This window comes from Halobium salinum (assembly GCF_026586625.1).
Classification (GTDB): Archaea; Halobacteriota; Halobacteria; order Halobacteriales; family Haloferacaceae; genus Halobium; species Halobium salinum.
This window is the reverse complement of record NZ_JAODIW010000008.1, coordinates 553,811-572,105: the sequence shown is the minus strand read 5'-3', so window position 1 is coordinate 572,105 and position 18,295 is coordinate 553,811. Positions and strand designations below refer to the sequence as shown.

The following is an 18,295-nucleotide window of genomic DNA, read 5'->3' as shown; positions in this document are numbered from 1 at the left end:
CCACGTCGGGGTGGACTTCCAAGGGTCGTGTTCAGTTGAGCGGCTCACCGAGCAAAGACGGGCAACAACCGGCCGAACAGTCGGTGTTGGGAGGGACTTCGGAAGGGGCCGCGCTCGCGGCGAAGGCCGGCGACGTAAGCACCGCAGGCGAGCGAACGCAGTGAGCGAGCCGAGGAGCGCAGCGAGCCGCCCGAGTCGCGAGCGCGGGGGCTTCCGTGAACTACCGACACAGCACTTCTACCGACTCAACCCCTCTCAACTACACATCGCCCTTCCAAGGAGGGACACGGTCATTACGTACTCCACAGTTCACCCGAAGACACCCGGCCAGCACACGACACAAACTACTTCCCGCCCTCGCCCGACCGGTAAGAAGACATGAAGGTTTGCGTCATCGGCCTCGGCTACGTCGGACTCCCGACGGCCCTGCTCGCCGCCCGGAACCACGAGGTCGTCGGCGTCGACGTCGACGAGTCGAAGGTCGACGCCCTCGACCGCGGCGAGCCGCCGCTCGAGGAGCCCGCGCTCGTCGACCTGTTCCACGAGGTGGAGGGCCGCTTCGAGGCCCGAACCGACGTGGTCCCGGCCGACGCCTTCGTCATCGTGACGCCGACACCGCTGGACGCGGACACCGAAGTGGCGGACCTCGCGGCCGTCCGCGCCGCCGCCGAAGCGGTCGAACCGGTACTCACGCGCGACGACCTCGTCGTCGTCGAGTCCACCGTTCCGCCGGGCACCACCGAACGCCTCGTCGGGCGCATCCTCGAACGCTCCGGGCTCGAACGCGGCGCGTTCTCGCTCGCGCACTGTCCGGAGCGGGCCATCCCCGGCGACACGCTCAACGAGATGGTCGGGAACGCGCGCCTGCTCGGCGCCATCGACGACCGCTCGGCCGAGCGCGCGGCCGACCTCTACTCGTTCGTCGAGGGCGACCTCCACCGCACCACCCCGCGCGGCGCGGAGTTCGTGAAGCTGATGGAGAACACCTACCGCGACGTCAACATCGCGCTGGCCAACGAGTTCGCGAAGATAGCCGAGGAGCTCGGCGTCGACGTCCACCGGAGCGTCGACCTCGCGAACGAGCATCCGCGGGTGGACGTCCACCGTCCCGGCCCCGGCGTCGGCGGTCACTGCATCACCATCGACCCGCAGTTCCTCGCACAGAGCTCGACCCACGACCGGCTCATCTCGCAGGCCCGCGCCATCAACGACTCCATGGCGAAGCACGTCCTCGGGCTGGTGCAGGGTGCCGTCGGAGAGGTACCCGACCGCGACCCCCGAGTGACGCTCCTCGGCGTGGCCTACAAGGGCGACGTGGGCGACACCCGCGAGACGCCGGCCCGCCCCATCGCTCGGCTGGCGCGGAACGTCGGCTTCGACGTCCGTGCGTACGACCCCCACGTCGAGTCGGACGCGGACCTGCCGGTCGAACTGGACTCGCTCGAGACGGCGACGGCGGGAAGCGACTGTCTCGTCGTCGTGACCGACCACTCCGCGTTCGCGAACCTGGACTCCGAGTCGCTGGCGACCCGGATGCGCTCGCCCACCGTCGTCGACGCGCGGGCGGTCGTCGACCGCAGTCGGTGGGAGGCCGCGGGGTTCGAGGTGGTCGTGCTGGGTGACGGGTCGAACTGAGTCGGAGCCGTCCCTTCCGGTCGTGCCGGAGTGGTCGCCGGAACCGTAGCCGCGGAACCCGACCCCACCGCAGAACGCTCACTCGCCGACCAGGTCCTCGTACGTCGCCACCAACCGCTCGGCGTCGGCCCCCCAATTATACTTCGTCCGAACCGCCTCGCGGCCGTTCTCGCCCAGCCGCGACGCTTCCTCGGAATCGGAAGCCAGCGTCGAAATCGCCTCACCCATCGCCTCCCCGTCGTCCGCCGGCACCACCAGCCCCGACTCCGTCTCCTCGACGATGCGCTTCAGGGGCGGTACGTCGCTGACGATTACGGGCGCGCCGACGGCCATGTACTGGAACAGCTTGTGCGGCACAGTCGTGTCGGTGTGTGGGGTGCTCGCGTGGGGCACCAGACAGGCGTCGCTGGCGGCCATGTACCTCGGCACGTCCTCGAAGTCGACCCAGCCGGTAAACGTCACGCGGTCGTCGACGCCCAACTCCGAAATCAGCGCCTCCAGTTGTTCGCGATGGCGGTCGGCGCCGGCGCCGACGAGCAGCAGGTGCGGCTCGGGACCGCCCTCGCTCTTGCCCTCCGCGTCGGCCGCGGCGATTCCCTCGATGGCGGTCTCTAGCCCGCGATGTGGGCCGAACCCGCCGACGTAGGTGACGAGGAACTCGTCGGCGTCGGCATACTCGTCGGCCGGGTCCGCCTCGGCGTCGAACCCCTTCAAGTCGACCGTGTTGCCGACGACCGTCGTCCGCGCGGGCAACACCCGGCAGTCGCGGTGGTAGTGACGGGCCGCCTCCTCGCAGACGGTGAGCACCCGGTCGACCTGCGGGAGGACGGCGCGTTCGATGCGCTTCCAGCGCGAGATGGGGTTGAAGAGGGCGTCGACGCGGACGCCGAGGTCGCCGGTTCCTTCGCCCTCGAAGTGGGGTCGGCGCCACTGGCGGACGGCCTCGGGGAAGTTCTCGTGGAGGTCGGCGACGACTGGCACGTCGAGCGCCGGGTCCGAGCCCCGGAGCGCCCACAGCGCCGTCCGGACGAGCGGGAGGTCGTGGACGTGGACCACGTCGGCGTCGCGTTCGCGGACGAGGCGTCGAATCGCGAGCGCCCAGCGCGGGTGGGCGCCGGTCGCGAGGTTGCAGGCGGCGCTCCCGAGTCGGGCCGCCCGGTCGCGTGGCGCCGACTCCCCGAGCCGGACCACGTCGATTCCGTCGACGGTCTCGCGGTCGGCCGCCTCCGGCTGGCCGCGACAGAGCAGCGACACCTCGTGGCCGGCGTCGAGCAGGGCGCGTGCCTCCTTCGTCACGCGGATGTCAGGGGGGTAGGGGTCCGGGAGGACCATACAGACGTGCATTCGAGTCGTCCGGCGTTCGCCCAGGCGGGGGATAAGCGTACCTCACGCGACCGCCGAGAGCGCGGGTGCCGGCCCGTCGACTCCCGCCGCGAGGATGGGACAGCTTCTTCATACCCGGCGGAGAAGGGCCGTCGATGCCCCTCGTGAGCGCCCTCATCCCGACGTATAACCGCGCCGAACGCGTCGGCGGGGCGGTCGAGACGGTGCTGAACCAGACCCACGACGACGTCGAAGCCGTCGTCGTCGTCGACGGCTCCACCGACGACACGGAGTCGGTGTTGGCAGCGTACGCCGACGACGACCGCGTCCGCGTCCGCGTCAACGAGGAGAACCGCGGCATCTCCTACAGCTTCAACCGTGCCGCGGCGGTCGCGGACGGCGAGTTCTACTGTATCCTCGGCGACGACGACCGCTGGCACCCGGAGAAGGTCGAGCGCCAACTCGAGAAATTCGCCTCGCTCCCCGACGACTTCGGCGTCGTCTACACCGGCGGGGTGCTCGCCACCGAGGAGGGACGGGTGACCCGGCGGTATCGACCGGACCAGCGCGGCGACCTCTACCCCGACATCTTCCGCGGCTTCCACCTCCACCCCCACTCGAGTCACATGATTCGCGCCCGCGACTACGACGCGGTCGGCGGCTTCGACCCCGACTTCCCGCGCGGCGTGGACTGGGAGATGACCGTCCGACTCGCGAAGCGCTGTAAGTTCGACTACCTGCCCGAGGTGCTCGTCCGGCGCACCTTCCACGGTTCGAACATCTCCGACGAGCCCGAACAGCTCGACGTGGGTCGCTACATGTGGAAGAAGTACCGCGAGGAGATGGTGGAGTACCCCGACGTCGCTCACGCCTTCCTCGCGAGTTGGTACCTCGCGAAGTCCCGCATCGAACTCCGACACGACCGGAACTACCGGGAAGGCGTCCGCTCCGCCGCCAAGGCGCTCCACCACCAGCCGAGCGCGAACGCGGCGATTCGCTTCGTCATCGCGCTCACCGGCCCGACGGGGTTGCAGACGGCCGCCCTCGCTCGGCGCGCCGGCGCCAGCGTCCAGTCGACGCTCCTCGGTGGCTACGACGAGGGGACGGGCTGGTAGCGGCCGGTCTGCCCCCGGTGACGGCTCCGCTCACGGCTCCTGAAGCTTCAAGGTCCGTCACGTCGTGTTGCTGGTAATGCACGTTAGCGTCATCGGGAGCGGCTACGTCGGCACCGTCGTCGGCGCCTGTCTCGCCGACCTCGGCCACGAGGTCGTCGCCGTCGACATCGACCCCGAACTCGTCGACCGGCTGAACGCGGGCGAGGCACCCATCCACGAGCCGGGTCTGCAGGAACGGGTCGACCGGACCGTCGGCGCGGACGGTCGTCTCCACGCCACCACCGACCACGCGGAGCTTCGGGATACGGACGTGACCGTCGTCGCCATTCAGACCCCCTCCCGCGAGGACGGGAGCATCGACCTCTCGGCCGTCGAGGCCGCCACCCGTGACGTGGGCGAGGTGCTCGCCGACAAGGACGACTACCACCTCGTCGTCGTCAAGAGCACCGTGCTCCCCGGGATGGTCGAAGAGCGCCTCGTCCCGGCTCTGGAGGAGGCCTCCGGCAAGCGCGAGGGCGTCGACTTCGACGTCGCCGTCAACCCCGAGTTCCAGGCGCAGGGGTCGGCCGTGGCGGACTTCCTGAACCCCGACAAACTGGTGTTCGGCACCGCCGGCTTCGACGCCCAGTCGGACGCCGGCCCCAGCCGAAGCGCCGACCCCAACTCGGACGCCGTCCCTGACCCGGACGCCGACGCCGAACCCACGGCGGACCGTGCGCTCGCCCGCCTCCACGAGTTGTACGCACCCGTCGTCGAGGCCGCCGACGGCGACGTGCCCGTCGTCGAGACCGGGCGGCGCGAGGCCGCGATGGTGAAGTACGCGAACAACGTGTTCCTCGCCTCGAAGATTTCGCTCATCAACGAACTCGGCAACGTCTGCAAGGAGTACGGCGTCGACTCCTACGAGGTGGCCGACGCTATCGGGCTCGACGAGCGCATCGGCTCGGAGTTCCTGCGCTCGGGGGTCGGCTGGGGCGGCTCCTGCTTCCCGAAGGACACCGACGCCCTCCGGGCCGGCGCCCGCGAGAAGGGGTACGAGCCCGAACTGCTGGACGCCGTCGTCGGCGTCAACGACCGCCAACCGCTCCGCTTGCTCGAACTGCTCGACCGCCACGTCGACGTCGAAGACGAGCGCGTCGCCGTCCTCGGGTTGGCGTTCAAACCCGACACCGACGACGTGCGGGGTTCGCGCGCCAAGCCCGTCCTGCGGGGTCTCGCGGAGCGCGGCGCCCACCCCGTCGCCTACGACCCGCAGGCCGCCGCGAACATGCGCGAGGAGTTCCCCGAGGTGGAGTACGTCGACAGCGCTGCCGCGGCCCTGGAGAGTGCGGTCGGCGCGCTCGTCGTCACCGACTGGCCGGAGTTCGCCGCGCTCGATGAGGAGTTCGAGTCGATGGCGACGCCCGTCGTCGTCGACGGGCGGCGAATCATCGAGAACCGCGAGGGAATCGTCTACGAGGGGCTGACCTGGTAGCCCCGACCGGCGTCGCGTCCCGCTACTCCCCCTTTTTCAGCGAGGAGTCGACGAGGTACGACTGGAGCACGTCCCGGCCGACGATGGCGTCGTAGCGCATCGCACTCCGGTCGGTCACCGAGGCCAGCACTTCGTGGGTCGTTCCCTGAATGTCGACCTCGAAGGCGTACACCGAACGCTTCTCGACACCGTTGCTCGACCGGACGCGCACCTGTTTCTCCCCCTCGCCCAGCCCGAGGTCGCGTGCGAGCGCGAGGTCGATGGAGGTGCGCTTGGCACCCGTATCACACTTCGCGAGGACCGTGGTCGCCGCCCGTTCGCCGCCGACGACCACCTCCTCGACGAGCCCTACGATCGGGCTGTGGGTCATGTATCTGCCTATGGGAACCGGGACATAAACCTTTCTTCGGTCGTGGGTATCGATTTCCGGCTACTCCTTCGGCCCGGGGACGGCGCTCGAACGACGACCGAGTCGGCCCCGTGACCGCACGTCGAAGTGGGCGTGGCGTCGGTGCAGAGGCCGTTTCGTATCGCGCCCTCGGGTTTACGCTTCGACGTACGCGCTTATCGACTCGAACTCGCCGGCGACGATGTCGGCCGCGACCGCCTCCGAATCGATGGAATCGGGCGTCTCGTGGGGATACTTCCGGTGAAAGTAGTCGACGAGGTTCTCCACGTCGCGTTCGAGCAGCTCCTCGCTGTTCTCGTGGTCGGTCGGGACGGCCTGCGGCCAGTCGAAGATCGTCACGCCGCCCTCGCCGACCGCGACGTTGTGGGCGCTCATGTCGGCGTGGACGAACCCCACGCGGTAGGCCAGGGCGACCTCACGGAGGATGAGGCCGAGGACGCCGACGACCTGCTCCGATTCGAGCTTCGCTCGCGAGAGTTCGACGCCGTCGAACTGCTCCATCACGATGGCGTGGCGGTTCTGGTCGACCGGGCGGGGGACCGACACGTCGGGGTACAACGTCTCCAGCGCCTCGTACTCGCGTTCGGCGGCCTTCCTCGCCGTGTAGAGCCACGAGACGTGGTGGTGGTCGGACGTGTAGTCGCGCTCGCGTCGTACCTCGCGGAAGTTCGTGTACCCCTCGCGGTGGAACTTCATCGCGAGGGGTTTGTACGACTGCACCTCCAACACGTCGCTCTCCTTGCCGACGCCGAGCGGGGCGCCGACGCCCTGGATCGTGTCGCGCTCGGCGAACGCACGCAGGGCGAGCGCGTCGTACCCCTCGACGGCGAGTTGGAACCCCTCGTACTGGATGGTCTTCCGTTTCACGAGGTCGCGCTGCATACAGCGGTCCAGCCGGTAGTCGACCTCCTCTGCAGTCAGGTTGGCGTAGTCGGGGAGCTTCTCCCGGTTCACCCACCGGCTGAAGCGCATCCCCTGCTCGACGCCCGAGAGGAGATAGAAGTCCTCGGGCTCGAGTTCGGCCATGACGCCCGCGACGTTCCGAACCATGCCCCAAGCGACGGGCGCGGCGGGTAAAAGGGGCGCGTGTCGGATGCTCCGACCGTACACCGTATGCGGAGATACGAATTCGGCGGCGGCCTCGGCGAGGGACCGACCGTCGATGCGGGTGCACCGTCGCTCGCGGACCGGGAGCAAGGAGAGAATCGGTGGCCCGGACCCGACCCGGGTCAGTCCCGCGACTCGAACAGTCGCGAGAGGAGCTTCCCGAGGCCGACGCGCATGTGCTGGTGGAAGGTCGCGGGGGCGATGTCGAACGACGCCGCGACGTCCTCCCCGGAGGACTCTCGGGGCCACTCGAAGAAGCCAGCGTGGTACGCCGCCCGGAGCATCGACAGCTGTCGGTCGGTGAGGTCCGCTTCGAGTTCCTCCCAGTACTCCTCGATGGTTCGGGTCTCGCGCTCGCGCTCGCGCTTTGCGAGCAGGTCCGCCTCGGGGTACACCCGGCGGACCGCCTCGACGACGGTGCCGATGTCGGCGTCGGCGGGCGCCTCGGCGACGACCCGAAGCTCGCCGTCGGCGGCGCGGGCGGAGCGGACCTTCACGCCCTGGTCCGAGAGAACGTTCACGACCGAGTCCTCGGCGACGCTACACTCGATACGGCAGCCGTCCTCGAACTCGCCGATGACGGTCACCGCTTCGACGAACTCGCTGTCGCCGAGGACGGTTTCGACCTCCTCGGCGGTCGCGCCGTGGACGGTGAGGTACTCGATGACGGCGCCGGCCGACAGCGGGACGAACCCGGTGAGTTCCACCTCGCAGTCGGCCTCGGCGGTCAGCGGGGCGAACACCGTCGCCGCCCCGTCGATGCCGAACTCCAACTCGGTGACGTAGTCCGCGTACAGCAGTTTACGGTTCTCGACGGCGCTGATGGCGTAGCCGACGGTCTCTCCGAGCACCTCGAAGGCGGCGCGCTCCCAGTCGCTGAACGCCTCGGTCGCCGGGGCGTGAACGACCAGGACCCCGTGGGTCGCCCCCCGGTAGACGACGGGGACGGCGAGGTAGGACTCGAAGCCACGCTCCCGGGCGGCTTCGAGCAGGCCGTCCGTCTCGACGTCGTCGGCAGCGCTGGCGTCGCCGGCGTGGGCGGCTACCGTCTCGCCCGTCTCCCGGGCGCGGGCGACCGCCGTCGATGCCGGCGTCACGTCGTCGATGGCGCCCGCCGGCCAGCCGTCGGCGCCGGCCGTGTAGCGGACCGGGAGGTGGTCGTCGCGCTCGCCGAGGTCGGTCATCCAGGCGGCTTCGAAGAACTCCGAGTCAGCGAGCCGGTGACAGACCAGCGACTCGAGCTCGTCGCGGGACTCCACGTCGAACAGCGAGCCGACGATGTCCCGGACGAGGACGCTGATACGGTTGAGGGTGTCGAGCTGACCGTTTCGCTCCTCGACGCGAAGCTCCGAGAGCTTCCGGTCGGTGATGTTCAGGTGGATGACGAGCACGTAGGGCTCGTCGGCGTGGCGGAAGCGGATGGCTCGCATCGTGAACCACCGTCGCTCGGTCGGGCTGTGACAGGGGTACTCGAAGGAGAACTCCCCGCGTTCGCCCGCGATGACCGACCGGATGCCGGTGGCGGCGAACGTCGAGTCCCCGTCGGGTTCGTCGTCCGCGCCCCCGTCACACACCGAGAGGTAGTTGACCCCGAGCATGGACGGCTCGTCCTCGTACCCGTTGTCGAGGGCGAACTCCTTCCACGCCTCGTTGGTGTAGACGATCGTGCCGTCGTCGTCCAGTATCGCCGTCTGGGTGGGGAGTGCGTCGAGACCGACCTGCACGAACGAGGGCTCCTCCGCCCTCGGGCCGGTTGGTGACTCCGCCGACGCCGTCGATTCGGTGGCGTCGACCGCGTCGACCACGTCGCTCCCTCCACCCGGTTCCTGTTCCGATGGCATTCCGGCTAGGCTTACGCCGATAAGCCGTACAGAGGTAAAAAGGTGTTCAGTGGTGAAAGACGAGCTATATTCGACAGGTTCACCGCGGCCAATCCGCCTCGCCTCGGGCGATGGGTGGTCATCCGACGCCCCGAACACGCGGCCGTCCTGGGGCTCGGTTCTCGTCACACCACCGCGTCGGCGAGTGCCGGGCGGACAAGCTTGCCCGGCGTCGTGGCGCTCAGTCCTCGTCGTCCTCGAACACGTCCCGGTCAGTCGGATTCACGACCTCGCGGTCGTCGTCCTGTTCGTGGAGCGTGCTCCGGGCTTCGTTCTCCTGCCGGCCGGTCAGGCGCTCCTCGGCGATGTACTCGTCCTCGCCCATCGGGTGGTTGCCGAAGCCGCGGCGCATCAGCGAGACGGCACGCGGGGCGTGCTCCTGGTTGCCGCGCGATTTGAACAGCTCGATGACCGACTGGCTGATGACGGGGATGGGCGTCTCGCCCTTGAACGCCTCTTGGACGAGCCAGTTTACCTCGCCGGTGTCCTCGATGTGCGGCGGCACGTCGTCGAGGCTCTCCGGCGGCTCGTCGATGGTCTCGTCGAACTCGCCGGCCAGCCCCTTCGCCATCAGCTCGACGAGCCAGCTCCGGATGACGGAGCCGGAGTTCCAGTTCTCGAAGACGGCCTGCTGGTCGAGGTCGAACTCGCCGGCCTCGAGTAGCTCGACCCCCTCCGCGATGGACTGGAGCATCCCGAACTCGATGCCGTTGTGGACGAGCTTCACGAAGTGGCCCGAGCCGGAGCGGCCGGTGTGAACCAGCCCGCCCTCGACGGAGAGCGCGTCGAGGATGGGCTCGACGATTTCGAACCCCTCCTCGGGGCCGCCGACCATGAAGCAGCCGCCGTCGCGAGCGCCGGGGAGTCCACCGGAGGAGCCGGTGTCCATGAAGTACATGCCGTGGTCGTGGACGTACTCCGCCCTGCGCATCGAGTCGCGCCAGAAGGAGTTGCCGCCGTCCATGATGACGTCGCCCTCGTCACAGTGTTCGACGAGCTTCTCGACCGTCTCGTCGACGAGTTCGCCGGCGGGGACCGAGAGGTAGAACGCGCGCGGGGTCGACAGCTCCGCGACCATCTCCTCCATTTCGTCGGGGTCGTAGACGGGGATACCCCGCTCCTGAATCTCCTCGTGCTCCGAGGGGGCGTTGCCGACGACGCGGATGCCCTTCTCGTCGGCCTGCTTCGCGATGTTGCCGCCCATCTGTCCGAGACCGATGACGCCGAGTTCGTGGTCGTGTTCTGACATGGTAGGTGAGTCGCTGCACGGCTCGCTGGCTCGCGGGTTCGCGGGACGGAGACACAGCGGCCGACGACGGACGCCCATCGTCGGGCGCCCGGGTTCTTCGTCCGTGAATCCGGTCGGAGCGCACAAAACCGTACTGGCCCCGCAGACGCCGTCTGCAGGCGCCGCCGCACTCCGGCCGACCGCCGCGTCGCAACCGATTTGCGGGGGTCTCCCGTAGCCCGACCTATGCGCGACACCGACGACGACGGCGACGGCGACACCGAGTCAGCCGAGGCCCGGGACGGCCCGACCGCCCCGGACGGGCTTCGGGGACGCGAGTGGCGCCTGATTCGAGAGGAGTCCCGACCCGGCCCGATGCAGATGGCCCTCGACGAGGTCGCCGCCGAGACCGCCGCCGCCGGCGGTCCCCGAACCCTCCGCGTCTACCGCTGGGAGCCGTCCTGTCTGTCGATGGGGTACCGACAGGACCCCGACACCGTCGACTGGCGCTTCTGCGAGCGCGAAGGAATCGACGTCACTCGGCGTCAGACCGGCGGCGGCGGCATCTACCACGACGCGTTCGGCGACGTGTCGTACTCGATAGTCGCCCCCAAATCGGAGCTCCCGGGCAAACTGATGGACTGCTACCGACTCCTGCTCGAACCCGTGCTGGACGCCTTCGACAGGCTCGGTGTGGGCGCCGACTTCGTCCCCGAGGAGCGCGAGGCGGTCTACCACCCGGCCTGCTACCTCCGGGCGCTCCACCCGGCCCACGACCTCGTCGCGGGCGGCCGGAAGGTCGCCGGCAACGCCCAGTACCGGACGAGAGGCGCCGTCATCCAGCACGGGTCGCTCACCTACTCCGTCCGGGCGGAGCCACACCTCGGCGTCTTCTCGGAGCCGGGTGTCTCCCCCGAACGCTTCCGTGAGCGCGTCACCGGCATCGAGGAGCACACGGACGCCTCCCGCGCGGACACCGTCGGGAGCGTCGAGGACGCGCTGGGCGACTGGGCAGACGCCGAAGCGGGGTCGTGGACGGACGCCGAACTGAACCGGGCCGAGGAGTTGGCCGCGGAGAAGTACGCGAGCGAGGAGTGGGTGCGACGAACGGCGGACGACAGGTAGCCGGCCGGGTCGAATCGGTCGGACTCAGAACTCGCCGAAGCCGAACCCGCCGTCGCCGCCGTCGCCGCTCTCGTCCCCGTCCAACTCGGCCTGAATCGCGTCGTACAACTCGCCCATCGGCGGCGTGTCGCGCGTCGGGTCGAGCCAGTGTTCGCCGACCCACTTGTACCGGACCTCGCGGTCCGTATCTACGAGAAAACACGACCGCCGAGGGCGTCTGAACAGCCCGAACGCGCGGTAGGCAACGTCGAACGCCTCGCCGACGTCGAGGTTCGGGTCGGTGTACAGGGGGAAGGTGAGGCCGAGACGGTCGATGAACTGCCGGTGGAGCCGCGGGCCCGACTTGCTGATGCCGACCACCTGCACGTCGTCCCCGCTTGCGAACCAATCGAAGTCCCGGAACGAACACCACTCGCTGACGCAGTCGGGGCTAAAGTCCATCGTGTAGAAGGAGAGAAGCACCGGCCCCTCCTCGAGCAGCGTCGACAGCGCGACGTCCTCGGTCCCCCCGCTCGGGCGGACCAGCGGTGCGGTGAAGTCCGGTACCCGGTCACCGACCGCCAGTCCGTGCCCCCCTCGCTCGTTCTCCTCTCTGTCGCTCCCGGACCCACCCGTGCCCTTGCTCATACGAGACGGCCAGGGAGAGCGGGGACAAGGGGTTTTCGACGGCGGCGGGAGACGCGGGGGTCGTTCGGTCTGTCGAGACGGCTCCGTCCGTCGGCCCGTCGTCGGGCGTCTCGGCGGGCGGCTCCGCAGAGACGATTACTCGTCGGGACCGTCGATGTCGATGGTGACGGCCTCGGGCTTCGGGTCGAGGTCCTCGTCGGCGTCGGCCTCGGCCAGCTCCTCCAGCGCCATCTCGAGGTTCCACTCGTTGGCCTTCCAGACGGCGTCGAACAGCGGTCCGACGTATGGGACCGAGCCGCCGGCCACGTCGACGGTGACGTTCGCGAGCATCTTCAGCAGCGTCGAGAAGCCGACGCCGAGGCGGGCCGATTCGAGGACGATGTACAGCGAGAAGCCCGCGCTCACCACGTCGCCGACGACCGGAATCGCGCCGAGCACCGGGTCGAGCCCGACGCTCGTGTTGGTGCCGGGGACGTCGACGGCGCTGTCCATCAGGCGGGCGACGGTGCGCATCCGCTCGACCGCCTCGCGGTCGACCGTCTCCGGGAGGTCGAAATCGAGGTCCTCGAACTCGGCGTCGAGGTCGTCGTCGCCGCTGTCGACGACGGTCACGTCGATGGGCTCACCCTCCGGGTCGTACGAGTCGCCGGGGTCGTCGGGGTCGATTTCGTCCTCTGTCATGGGTCGGGGTTGGTCGTCCGGGGGGATAAACTCGGTGGCGACCTTCTTTGTTTCACGGTGGTGTCGTCTGACTCAGCTCCTAGAGATAGAGCGTGTCTTCCTCATTCGGACACAACCGCAGGCCTTCTCCTTCCCAATAGCTATGCTATCATTTCACCCACGCATAGCTATATTTATGTAACACACAGAGTACTTGCCCGTGGGTAATCCATGGGTAACTGGAATGTCAATCCTCGGGTGCAGGCACACTTACTGTGGGCCTATCCTGAGTTCACGGTCGGTGCACGCCTCTGTGTCGTCCCCTCTGCATACGTTGCACGAGGTTGGAGGGCCAGAGGCGGTCTCGCACCATCTACAGATTGATCGACTTTGGTCGAACTTTGTCAGGACACGCGGCACGTCTCTAGAAGCTGAGTCAGGCGTCACGCGGTTGGAATGAAGTCGGAATACAGCGCTCTCGAAACCCCCGCACGCTCGGCGGTGCTGCCTCACGAGACCTTCGGTCTCGCGAGCAACCGGAAGCGAAGCTTTCGGTGACGCGGCCTCTTTCGGAGCCCTACCTGACCGCATCGCCACACCCTCCCCAGCCGATTCGCTCACACGGTCGTGGTTCGAGAGACACCTCTGGTGTCTCTCGCCATCACGAAAGGCGCGAAGCGCCTCTCGAACGACTCCGCTCCCTCGTTCGCTCGTCCCTCGCACGACTGGGGCGGCTCACAGAGAGCCGCCAGCGCGCGCCAGAGGCCCTGCTCGATTCTCCCAACGGCCTCCCATCGACACCCCTATACTCCCCGATTCCTTGCCCTCCGACATGCTCAGAATCGGTGCGCACGTCTCCATCTCTCGTTCGAAGACCGGGAGCGATTCGTCGTCCCCGCCGTACGACGACATCCGAAACGCCGTCCATCGACAGGTCGAAATCGACGGCAACTGCGGCCAAATCTTCACCCACTCCCCGCAGGTGTGGCAGGACCCGAGCTTCGACGACGAGGAGGCCGAACTGTTCCGGCGGGAGACCGAGGAGAACCTCGACGGCCCGTGGGTCATCCACTCCTCCTATCTCGTGAACCTCTGCACCCCGAAGGACGACCTGCGCGAGAAGTCGGTCGACTCGATGCAGAAGGAGGTCGACGCCGCCGAGAAACTCGGCGTCGAGTACGTGAACGTCCACCTCGGCGCCCACACCGGCGCGGGCGTCGACGGCGGACTGGAGAACGCGGCGAGCGCGCTGGACGAACTCGAGATTCCCGAGGGCGTCACGGTGCTCCTCGAATCGGACGCCGGCGCCGGGACGAAACTCGGTGGCGACTTCGAGCATCTCGCACGCGTGCTCGACATGAGCGAGCAGGACCTCGACGTCTGCATCGATACGGCCCACGCCTTCGCGGCGGGGTACGACCTCTCCTCGACGGTCGGCGTCGAGAACACGCTCCGCGAGTTCGACGACGTGGTGGGGCTCGAGCACCTGCAGTGCATCCACCTCAACGACTCGAAACACGAGTGTGGCACCAACAAGGACGAACACGCCCACGTCGGCGAGGGCCACATCGGCGAGGAGGGAATGCGCGCCCTCGTCACCCACCCCGACCTCGAAGACGTGCCGTTCGTACTGGAGACGCCGACGGAGGACGGCAAGAGCTTCGCGTGGAACGTCGAGCGCGTGAAGGAGTTCCGCGAGGAGCAGGCGACGGTCTGAGCCGGGTCGTGGTCGCCGGGGAGCGACGCCGACGACCCCGACGAGTTTTTCACCGTCCGTCGCTCACGGGAACTCGTGACATCGTCCCGACACCCTTCCCGGCGTCGCCTCCTCCGTGACCTCGGGGCCGGCGCCGTCGGACTCGCTGGCGCCGGCGCTCTCGGGGCGCGGACGGGGTCGCGACGCGCCGCCGCGGCGGGCGACGACGCGAGGGCCGTCGGGACGAGTGGTGCTCCCGCAGCCGCGACCGACACGACTGCTGCGACTGCCGCCACCGCCGAGACGCGCGTGATGACGCGCAACCTCGCGCTCGGCGCCGACCTCACCCGGCTGTACGACGCCGAGGACGACGAACTCGACCGGGTCGCGGGCGACCTCGTGGCCACCGCGGAGGAGAGCCGGTTCGACCACCGGGCGGCGGCCATCGCCGCCGAAATCGAGGCGACCGGGCCGGCGCTCGTCGGCCTCCAGGAAGCGGTGCGCGTCGAAGTCGACAGCGAGGTTCGCTTCGACTACCTGAACGTCCTCCGACGGGCGCTCCGCGAGCGCGGGCTTGACTACGAGGTGGTCGCACGCGCGACCAACGCCGACGTGACGCTCCCCGCGGCGGTCGACGGCCTGCTCTCCGTGCTCACGGTCGTCGACCGCGACGCCGTGCTCGTCCGGGGGGACGTGGCGACCGAGAACGCCCGGTCCGGCCGGTTCGACGCGGCGCTCGAAGTGAAGCGTGACGGACGAACCGTGACGGTCCCGCGCGGGTGGGCGGCGGTGGACGCGACGGCCGCCGGCCGGGAGACGACGTTCGTGACGACCCATCTGGAGGCGGCCGACGCCGCGGTCCGGCGGGCGCAGGCTCGAGAGCTCGTAGGGGCGTTCGAAGACCGCGAGTCGGTCGTCGTCGCCGGCGACGTGAACGACGGTCCGGACGACGCCGCCGGCGCATACCAGCAGTTGGCTCGGACGTTCGAGGACGCCGCGGCCGTCGCCGGCGACCCGGGGCCGACATGCTGTCAGAACGCGAACCTCCGGAACCGACGGTCGCGGCTCTCCACCCGCCTCGACCACGTGTTCGTCCGCGGGCCGCTGGTGCCGACCGCGGTGACGCTGACGGGGGAGGACGGGTCGGACCGCGTCGACACCCCCGACGGGACGGTGTGGCCCTCCGACCACGCCGGCGTCGTCGCGACGCTGCGGGTCGAGGCCGAGTCCACGACGACCGCCGCGCCGACGAACACGCCGACAGAGTCCGCGACGGACGCCTCGACGTCCACGCCGACCGCCGGCTCGGCGACGACCGGGACCGACGGCGGGGCCACGAACGACGGCCGCGACACGACGGTCTCGGTCCCCGGCTTCGGCGTGACGGCGGCCCTCGTGGCCCTCGGAACGGCGCTCGCGGCGGCACTCCGGCGGCGCGGTGACGACTGAGCGCCCTCGGACGGAGTCGGCCCGCGACAGCCGAGCGTCGAGTCCCTCGCCAACGTTCACTCCTCGACCCTCGAAGCCCCGCTGCTCGCCGGATGGACTCCACTTTTCTCTCCGGCGTCCCTACGCGGACCATGCGCGTCGTCTCCCTCCTCCCCTCGGCAACCGAGACGCTGTACGCCCTCGGCGTCGAACCCGTCGCCGTCTCACACGAGTGTGACTACCCGCCGGCCGCGACGGAGTTGTCGACGGTCGTTCACTCGAACGTGGACCCCGACGCCGACCCCGCGGACCTGAACGAACAGGTCGGCGCGGCCGCCGCCGGCGACGGCGTCTACGACCTCGACCGCGAGGCACTCCGCGCCGCCGACCCGGACCTCGTCGTCTCGCAGGGCGTCTGTGACGTGTGTGCCGTCGACTCCGCGCTCGTCACCGAGGCCGTCGAGGCGACCGGCCTCGACTGTGAGGTGCTGACGACCGACCCGCACACCCTCGGCGACGTGCTCGACGATATCGAGCGCGTGGGCCGCGCGCTCGACCGTGAGGACCGGGCGACCGACCTCGTCGCCGACCTCCGCGAGCGCGTCGAGACGGTGGAGCGCCGGGCCGCCGACGCCGCCGCCGACGAGGGGCGACCCCGTGCGCTCGTCTTCGACTGGACCGACCCGACCATGGTCGGCGGCCACTGGGTGCCCGGGATGGTCGAGACCGCAGGGGGCGAGTACGGCCTCACTCCCGGAGGCGACCCGACCCGCCGCCACGATTGGGACGACGTGTGCGAGTTCGACCCCGAGGCGCTGGTCGTCGCCCCCTGCGGGTACGAACTCGACCGGGCGGTCGAGTCGGCGTCGAGGTTGGCGGAGCGCGACGGCTGGGACGACCTGACCGCCGTTCGTGAGGGTCGCATGCACGCCATGGACGGGAACGCCTACGTCAACCGACCGGGGCCGCGGCTCGTCGACACGCTGGAGCACCTCGCCGGGGTGTTGCATCCGGAGCACTTCGAGGCGCCCCCGGCGAACGTGGCCCGGCGGGTCGGGGTTCGGGCGGACGTCTGAATCCAGCGCCGGCGCCGGCCCGCCTTGCCGCCGTCCGAACCGACCGGCAACCCGCGCCGACTCCGGCAGTCGCTTTTGGCCTCGTCTCGAACCGGCGAGTGATGACCGACGACCTGTTCTCCACACTCCAGCTTCGAGACCTCGAGGTGCCGAACCGCGTGATGCTGTCGCCGATGTGTCAGTACTCCTGTGAGGACCGCGACGGGATGGCGACCGAGTGGCACCGCGTCCACCTCGGCTCCCGGGCCGTCGGCGGCGCCGGAATCGTGATGACCGAGGCGACGGCCGTCGAGGCTCGAGGACGCATCACCCCGGAGGACCTCGGCATCTGGTCGGACGAGCACGGCGAGGCGTTGGCGCCGGTCGCCGAGTTCGTCTCGGAGCAGGGGGGCGTCCCCGCCATCCAGTTGGCCCACGCGGGCCGGAAGGCCTCGAAGACCCGCCCGTGGGACGGCTCGGTCCCCGTCGCTCGCGAGGACGGCGGCTGGGAGACCGTCGCCCCGAGCGCCGAGCCGTGGCCGTACGACGAGGACGACGGCGAGGCGCCGGCCACCCGGCGGATGGACAACGACGACGTGGCGGACGTACGCCAGTCGTTCGTCGCCGCCGCCGAGCGCGCCCGCGACGCCGGGTTCCGGGTCGCGGAGGTGCACGCCGCTCACGGCTACCTGCTCCACGAGTTCCTCTCGCCGGTCACGAACGACCGCGACGACGAGTACGGCGGGAGCTTCGAGAACCGAACTCGACTCGTCCGAGAAATCGTCTCGGACGTGCGCGAGGTGTGGCCCGACGGCGACCCCGTCTTCGTCCGTATCTCGGCGACCGACTGGCTCGACGACGAGGAATCGTGGGACGTGGAACAGTCGGTCCGCCTCGCCGAGGAACTGGACGACCTCGGCGTCGACCTACTGGACGTGAGCGCCGGCGGCATCCGTCCCGACAGCGCCCCCGAGCAGGCCGGCCCGGGCTACCAGGTGCCCCTCGCCGAGACCATCACCCGCGAGGCCGACGTGGAGATGAAGGTCGGGGCAGTCGGCGGCATCGAGACCGCCGAGCAGGCCGACGCACTCGTTCGAAACGGTCGGGCCGACCTCGCCATCCTCGGCCGAAAACACCTGCGCGACCCCTACTTCACGCTGAACGCGGCGAAGAAGCTCGGCCGCGAGGACGCCGTCGAGCCGCCGGTGCAGTACGCGCGCGGGTTCCCGGAGCTGTAGAGGGGTCGGCCGCGGCGACGGATTCGGACTCGAGACGAACCCTCGTCAAGCCCGAACCGTACTGCACCCGAAGCCGTTTTCACGCCGACCACTCCAATCACCGAGTAGTGCGACGCTTCTCGGCGGACTACCTCGAACGCACCCGCGAGGGGATGTGGGCGGACTCCCGCGAAGCTCTCGCCGACCTCGACCTCGCGAACAGGGAGCGCGTCGTCGACGTCGGCTCCGGCACCGGCGAACTCACGCGCGTCCTCGCCGACGAGGCGGCTCCCGAAACCGAAGTGGTCGGCGTCGA

The 18,295-nt window shown here is 69.4% G+C and carries 15 protein-coding genes and 1 pseudogene; 9 read left to right on the top strand and 7 right to left on the bottom strand.

Annotated features, from left to right (window positions below):
* The first annotated feature begins 378 nt into the window (after positions 1-378).
* Positions 379-1,635 carry a nucleotide sugar dehydrogenase gene (locus tag N5095_RS15055; protein ID WP_267623793.1) on the top strand — a complete coding sequence of 419 codons (1,257 nt, stop codon included), beginning with the start codon at positions 379-381 and terminating at the stop codon, positions 1,633-1,635.
* 78 nt (positions 1,636-1,713) lie between these two features.
* Here N5095_RS15055 and N5095_RS15050 read toward each other — a convergent pair whose 3' ends face one another.
* Positions 1,714-2,979, bottom strand: a complete 1,266-nt coding sequence (locus tag N5095_RS15050) for a glycosyltransferase family 4 protein (protein WP_267623792.1) — start codon at positions 2,977-2,979, stop codon at positions 1,714-1,716.
* 134 nt (positions 2,980-3,113) lie between these two features.
* Between N5095_RS15050 and N5095_RS15045 the strand changes: the two genes are divergently transcribed.
* Positions 3,114-4,073 (top strand): glycosyltransferase family 2 protein, encoded by a 960-nt coding sequence (locus tag N5095_RS15045; protein ID WP_267623790.1) that lies wholly within the window; start codon positions 3,114-3,116, stop codon positions 4,071-4,073.
* 76 nt (positions 4,074-4,149) lie between these two features.
* Entirely contained in the window at positions 4,150-5,547 is a 1,398-nt protein-coding gene (locus N5095_RS15040) for a UDP-glucose dehydrogenase family protein (RefSeq protein WP_267623789.1), read from the top strand.
* Positions 5,548-5,569: 22 nt separating this feature from the next.
* Here N5095_RS15040 and N5095_RS15035 read toward each other — a convergent pair whose 3' ends face one another.
* From N5095_RS15035 to N5095_RS15020, 4 genes are all read right to left on the bottom strand, one after another.
* A complete protein-coding gene (locus N5095_RS15035; protein ID WP_267623788.1) occupies positions 5,570-5,917 on the bottom strand; it encodes an aspartyl protease family protein in 348 nt (115 codons plus the stop codon).
* 174 nt (positions 5,918-6,091) lie between these two features.
* Positions 6,092-7,006, bottom strand: a complete 915-nt coding sequence (locus N5095_RS15030) for a serine/threonine-protein kinase RIO2 (RefSeq protein WP_267623786.1) — start codon at positions 7,004-7,006, stop codon at positions 6,092-6,094.
* Between the two features lie 179 nt (positions 7,007-7,185).
* Positions 7,186-8,904, bottom strand: a complete 1,719-nt coding sequence (locus tag N5095_RS15025) for a bacterio-opsin activator domain-containing protein (RefSeq protein ID WP_267623785.1) — start codon at positions 8,902-8,904, stop codon at positions 7,186-7,188.
* Between the two features lie 220 nt (positions 8,905-9,124).
* Entirely contained in the window at positions 9,125-10,192 is a 1,068-nt protein-coding gene (locus N5095_RS15020; protein ID WP_267623784.1) for an NADP-dependent phosphogluconate dehydrogenase, read from the bottom strand.
* A gap of 354 nt (positions 10,193-10,546) precedes the next feature.
* Here N5095_RS15020 and N5095_RS15015 point away from each other — a divergent pair, with 354 nt between their 5' ends.
* On the top strand, positions 10,547-11,296 hold the full coding sequence (locus N5095_RS15015; protein WP_267624491.1) for a lipoate--protein ligase family protein: 750 nt from the start codon (positions 10,547-10,549) through the stop codon (positions 11,294-11,296).
* A gap of 24 nt (positions 11,297-11,320) precedes the next feature.
* Here the strand turns inward: N5095_RS15015 and N5095_RS15010 are convergent, their stop codons facing one another.
* Complete coding sequence (locus N5095_RS15010; RefSeq protein WP_267623783.1) at positions 11,321-11,923, bottom strand: redoxin domain-containing protein; 603 nt, start codon at positions 11,921-11,923, stop codon at positions 11,321-11,323.
* 135 nt (positions 11,924-12,058) lie between these two features.
* A complete protein-coding gene (locus N5095_RS15005) occupies positions 12,059-12,604 on the bottom strand; it encodes a DUF4112 domain-containing protein (protein ID WP_267623782.1) in 546 nt (181 codons plus the stop codon).
* 811 nt (positions 12,605-13,415) lie between these two features.
* Between N5095_RS15005 and N5095_RS15000 the strand changes: the two genes are divergently transcribed.
* From N5095_RS15000 to N5095_RS14980, 5 genes and pseudogenes are all read left to right on the top strand, one after another.
* Positions 13,416-14,300: a deoxyribonuclease IV gene (locus tag N5095_RS15000; protein WP_267623781.1), complete on the top strand. Its 885-nt coding sequence runs from the start codon at positions 13,416-13,418 to the stop codon at positions 14,298-14,300.
* Between the two features lie 75 nt (positions 14,301-14,375).
* Positions 14,376-15,728 carry an endonuclease/exonuclease/phosphatase family protein gene (locus N5095_RS14995; protein ID WP_267623780.1) on the top strand — a complete coding sequence of 451 codons (1,353 nt, stop codon included), beginning with the start codon at positions 14,376-14,378 and terminating at the stop codon, positions 15,726-15,728.
* A 131-nt stretch (positions 15,729-15,859) separates the two neighbouring features.
* Complete coding sequence (locus N5095_RS14990) at positions 15,860-16,783, top strand: ABC transporter substrate-binding protein (RefSeq protein WP_267623779.1); 924 nt, start codon at positions 15,860-15,862, stop codon at positions 16,781-16,783.
* 101 nt (positions 16,784-16,884) lie between these two features.
* Positions 16,885-18,000 carry an NADH:flavin oxidoreductase/NADH oxidase gene (locus N5095_RS14985; protein ID WP_267623778.1) on the top strand — a complete coding sequence of 372 codons (1,116 nt, stop codon included), beginning with the start codon at positions 16,885-16,887 and terminating at the stop codon, positions 17,998-18,000.
* A 107-nt stretch (positions 18,001-18,107) separates the two neighbouring features.
* Positions 18,108-18,295, top strand: a pseudogene (locus tag N5095_RS14980) (class I SAM-dependent methyltransferase); the annotation flags it as partial.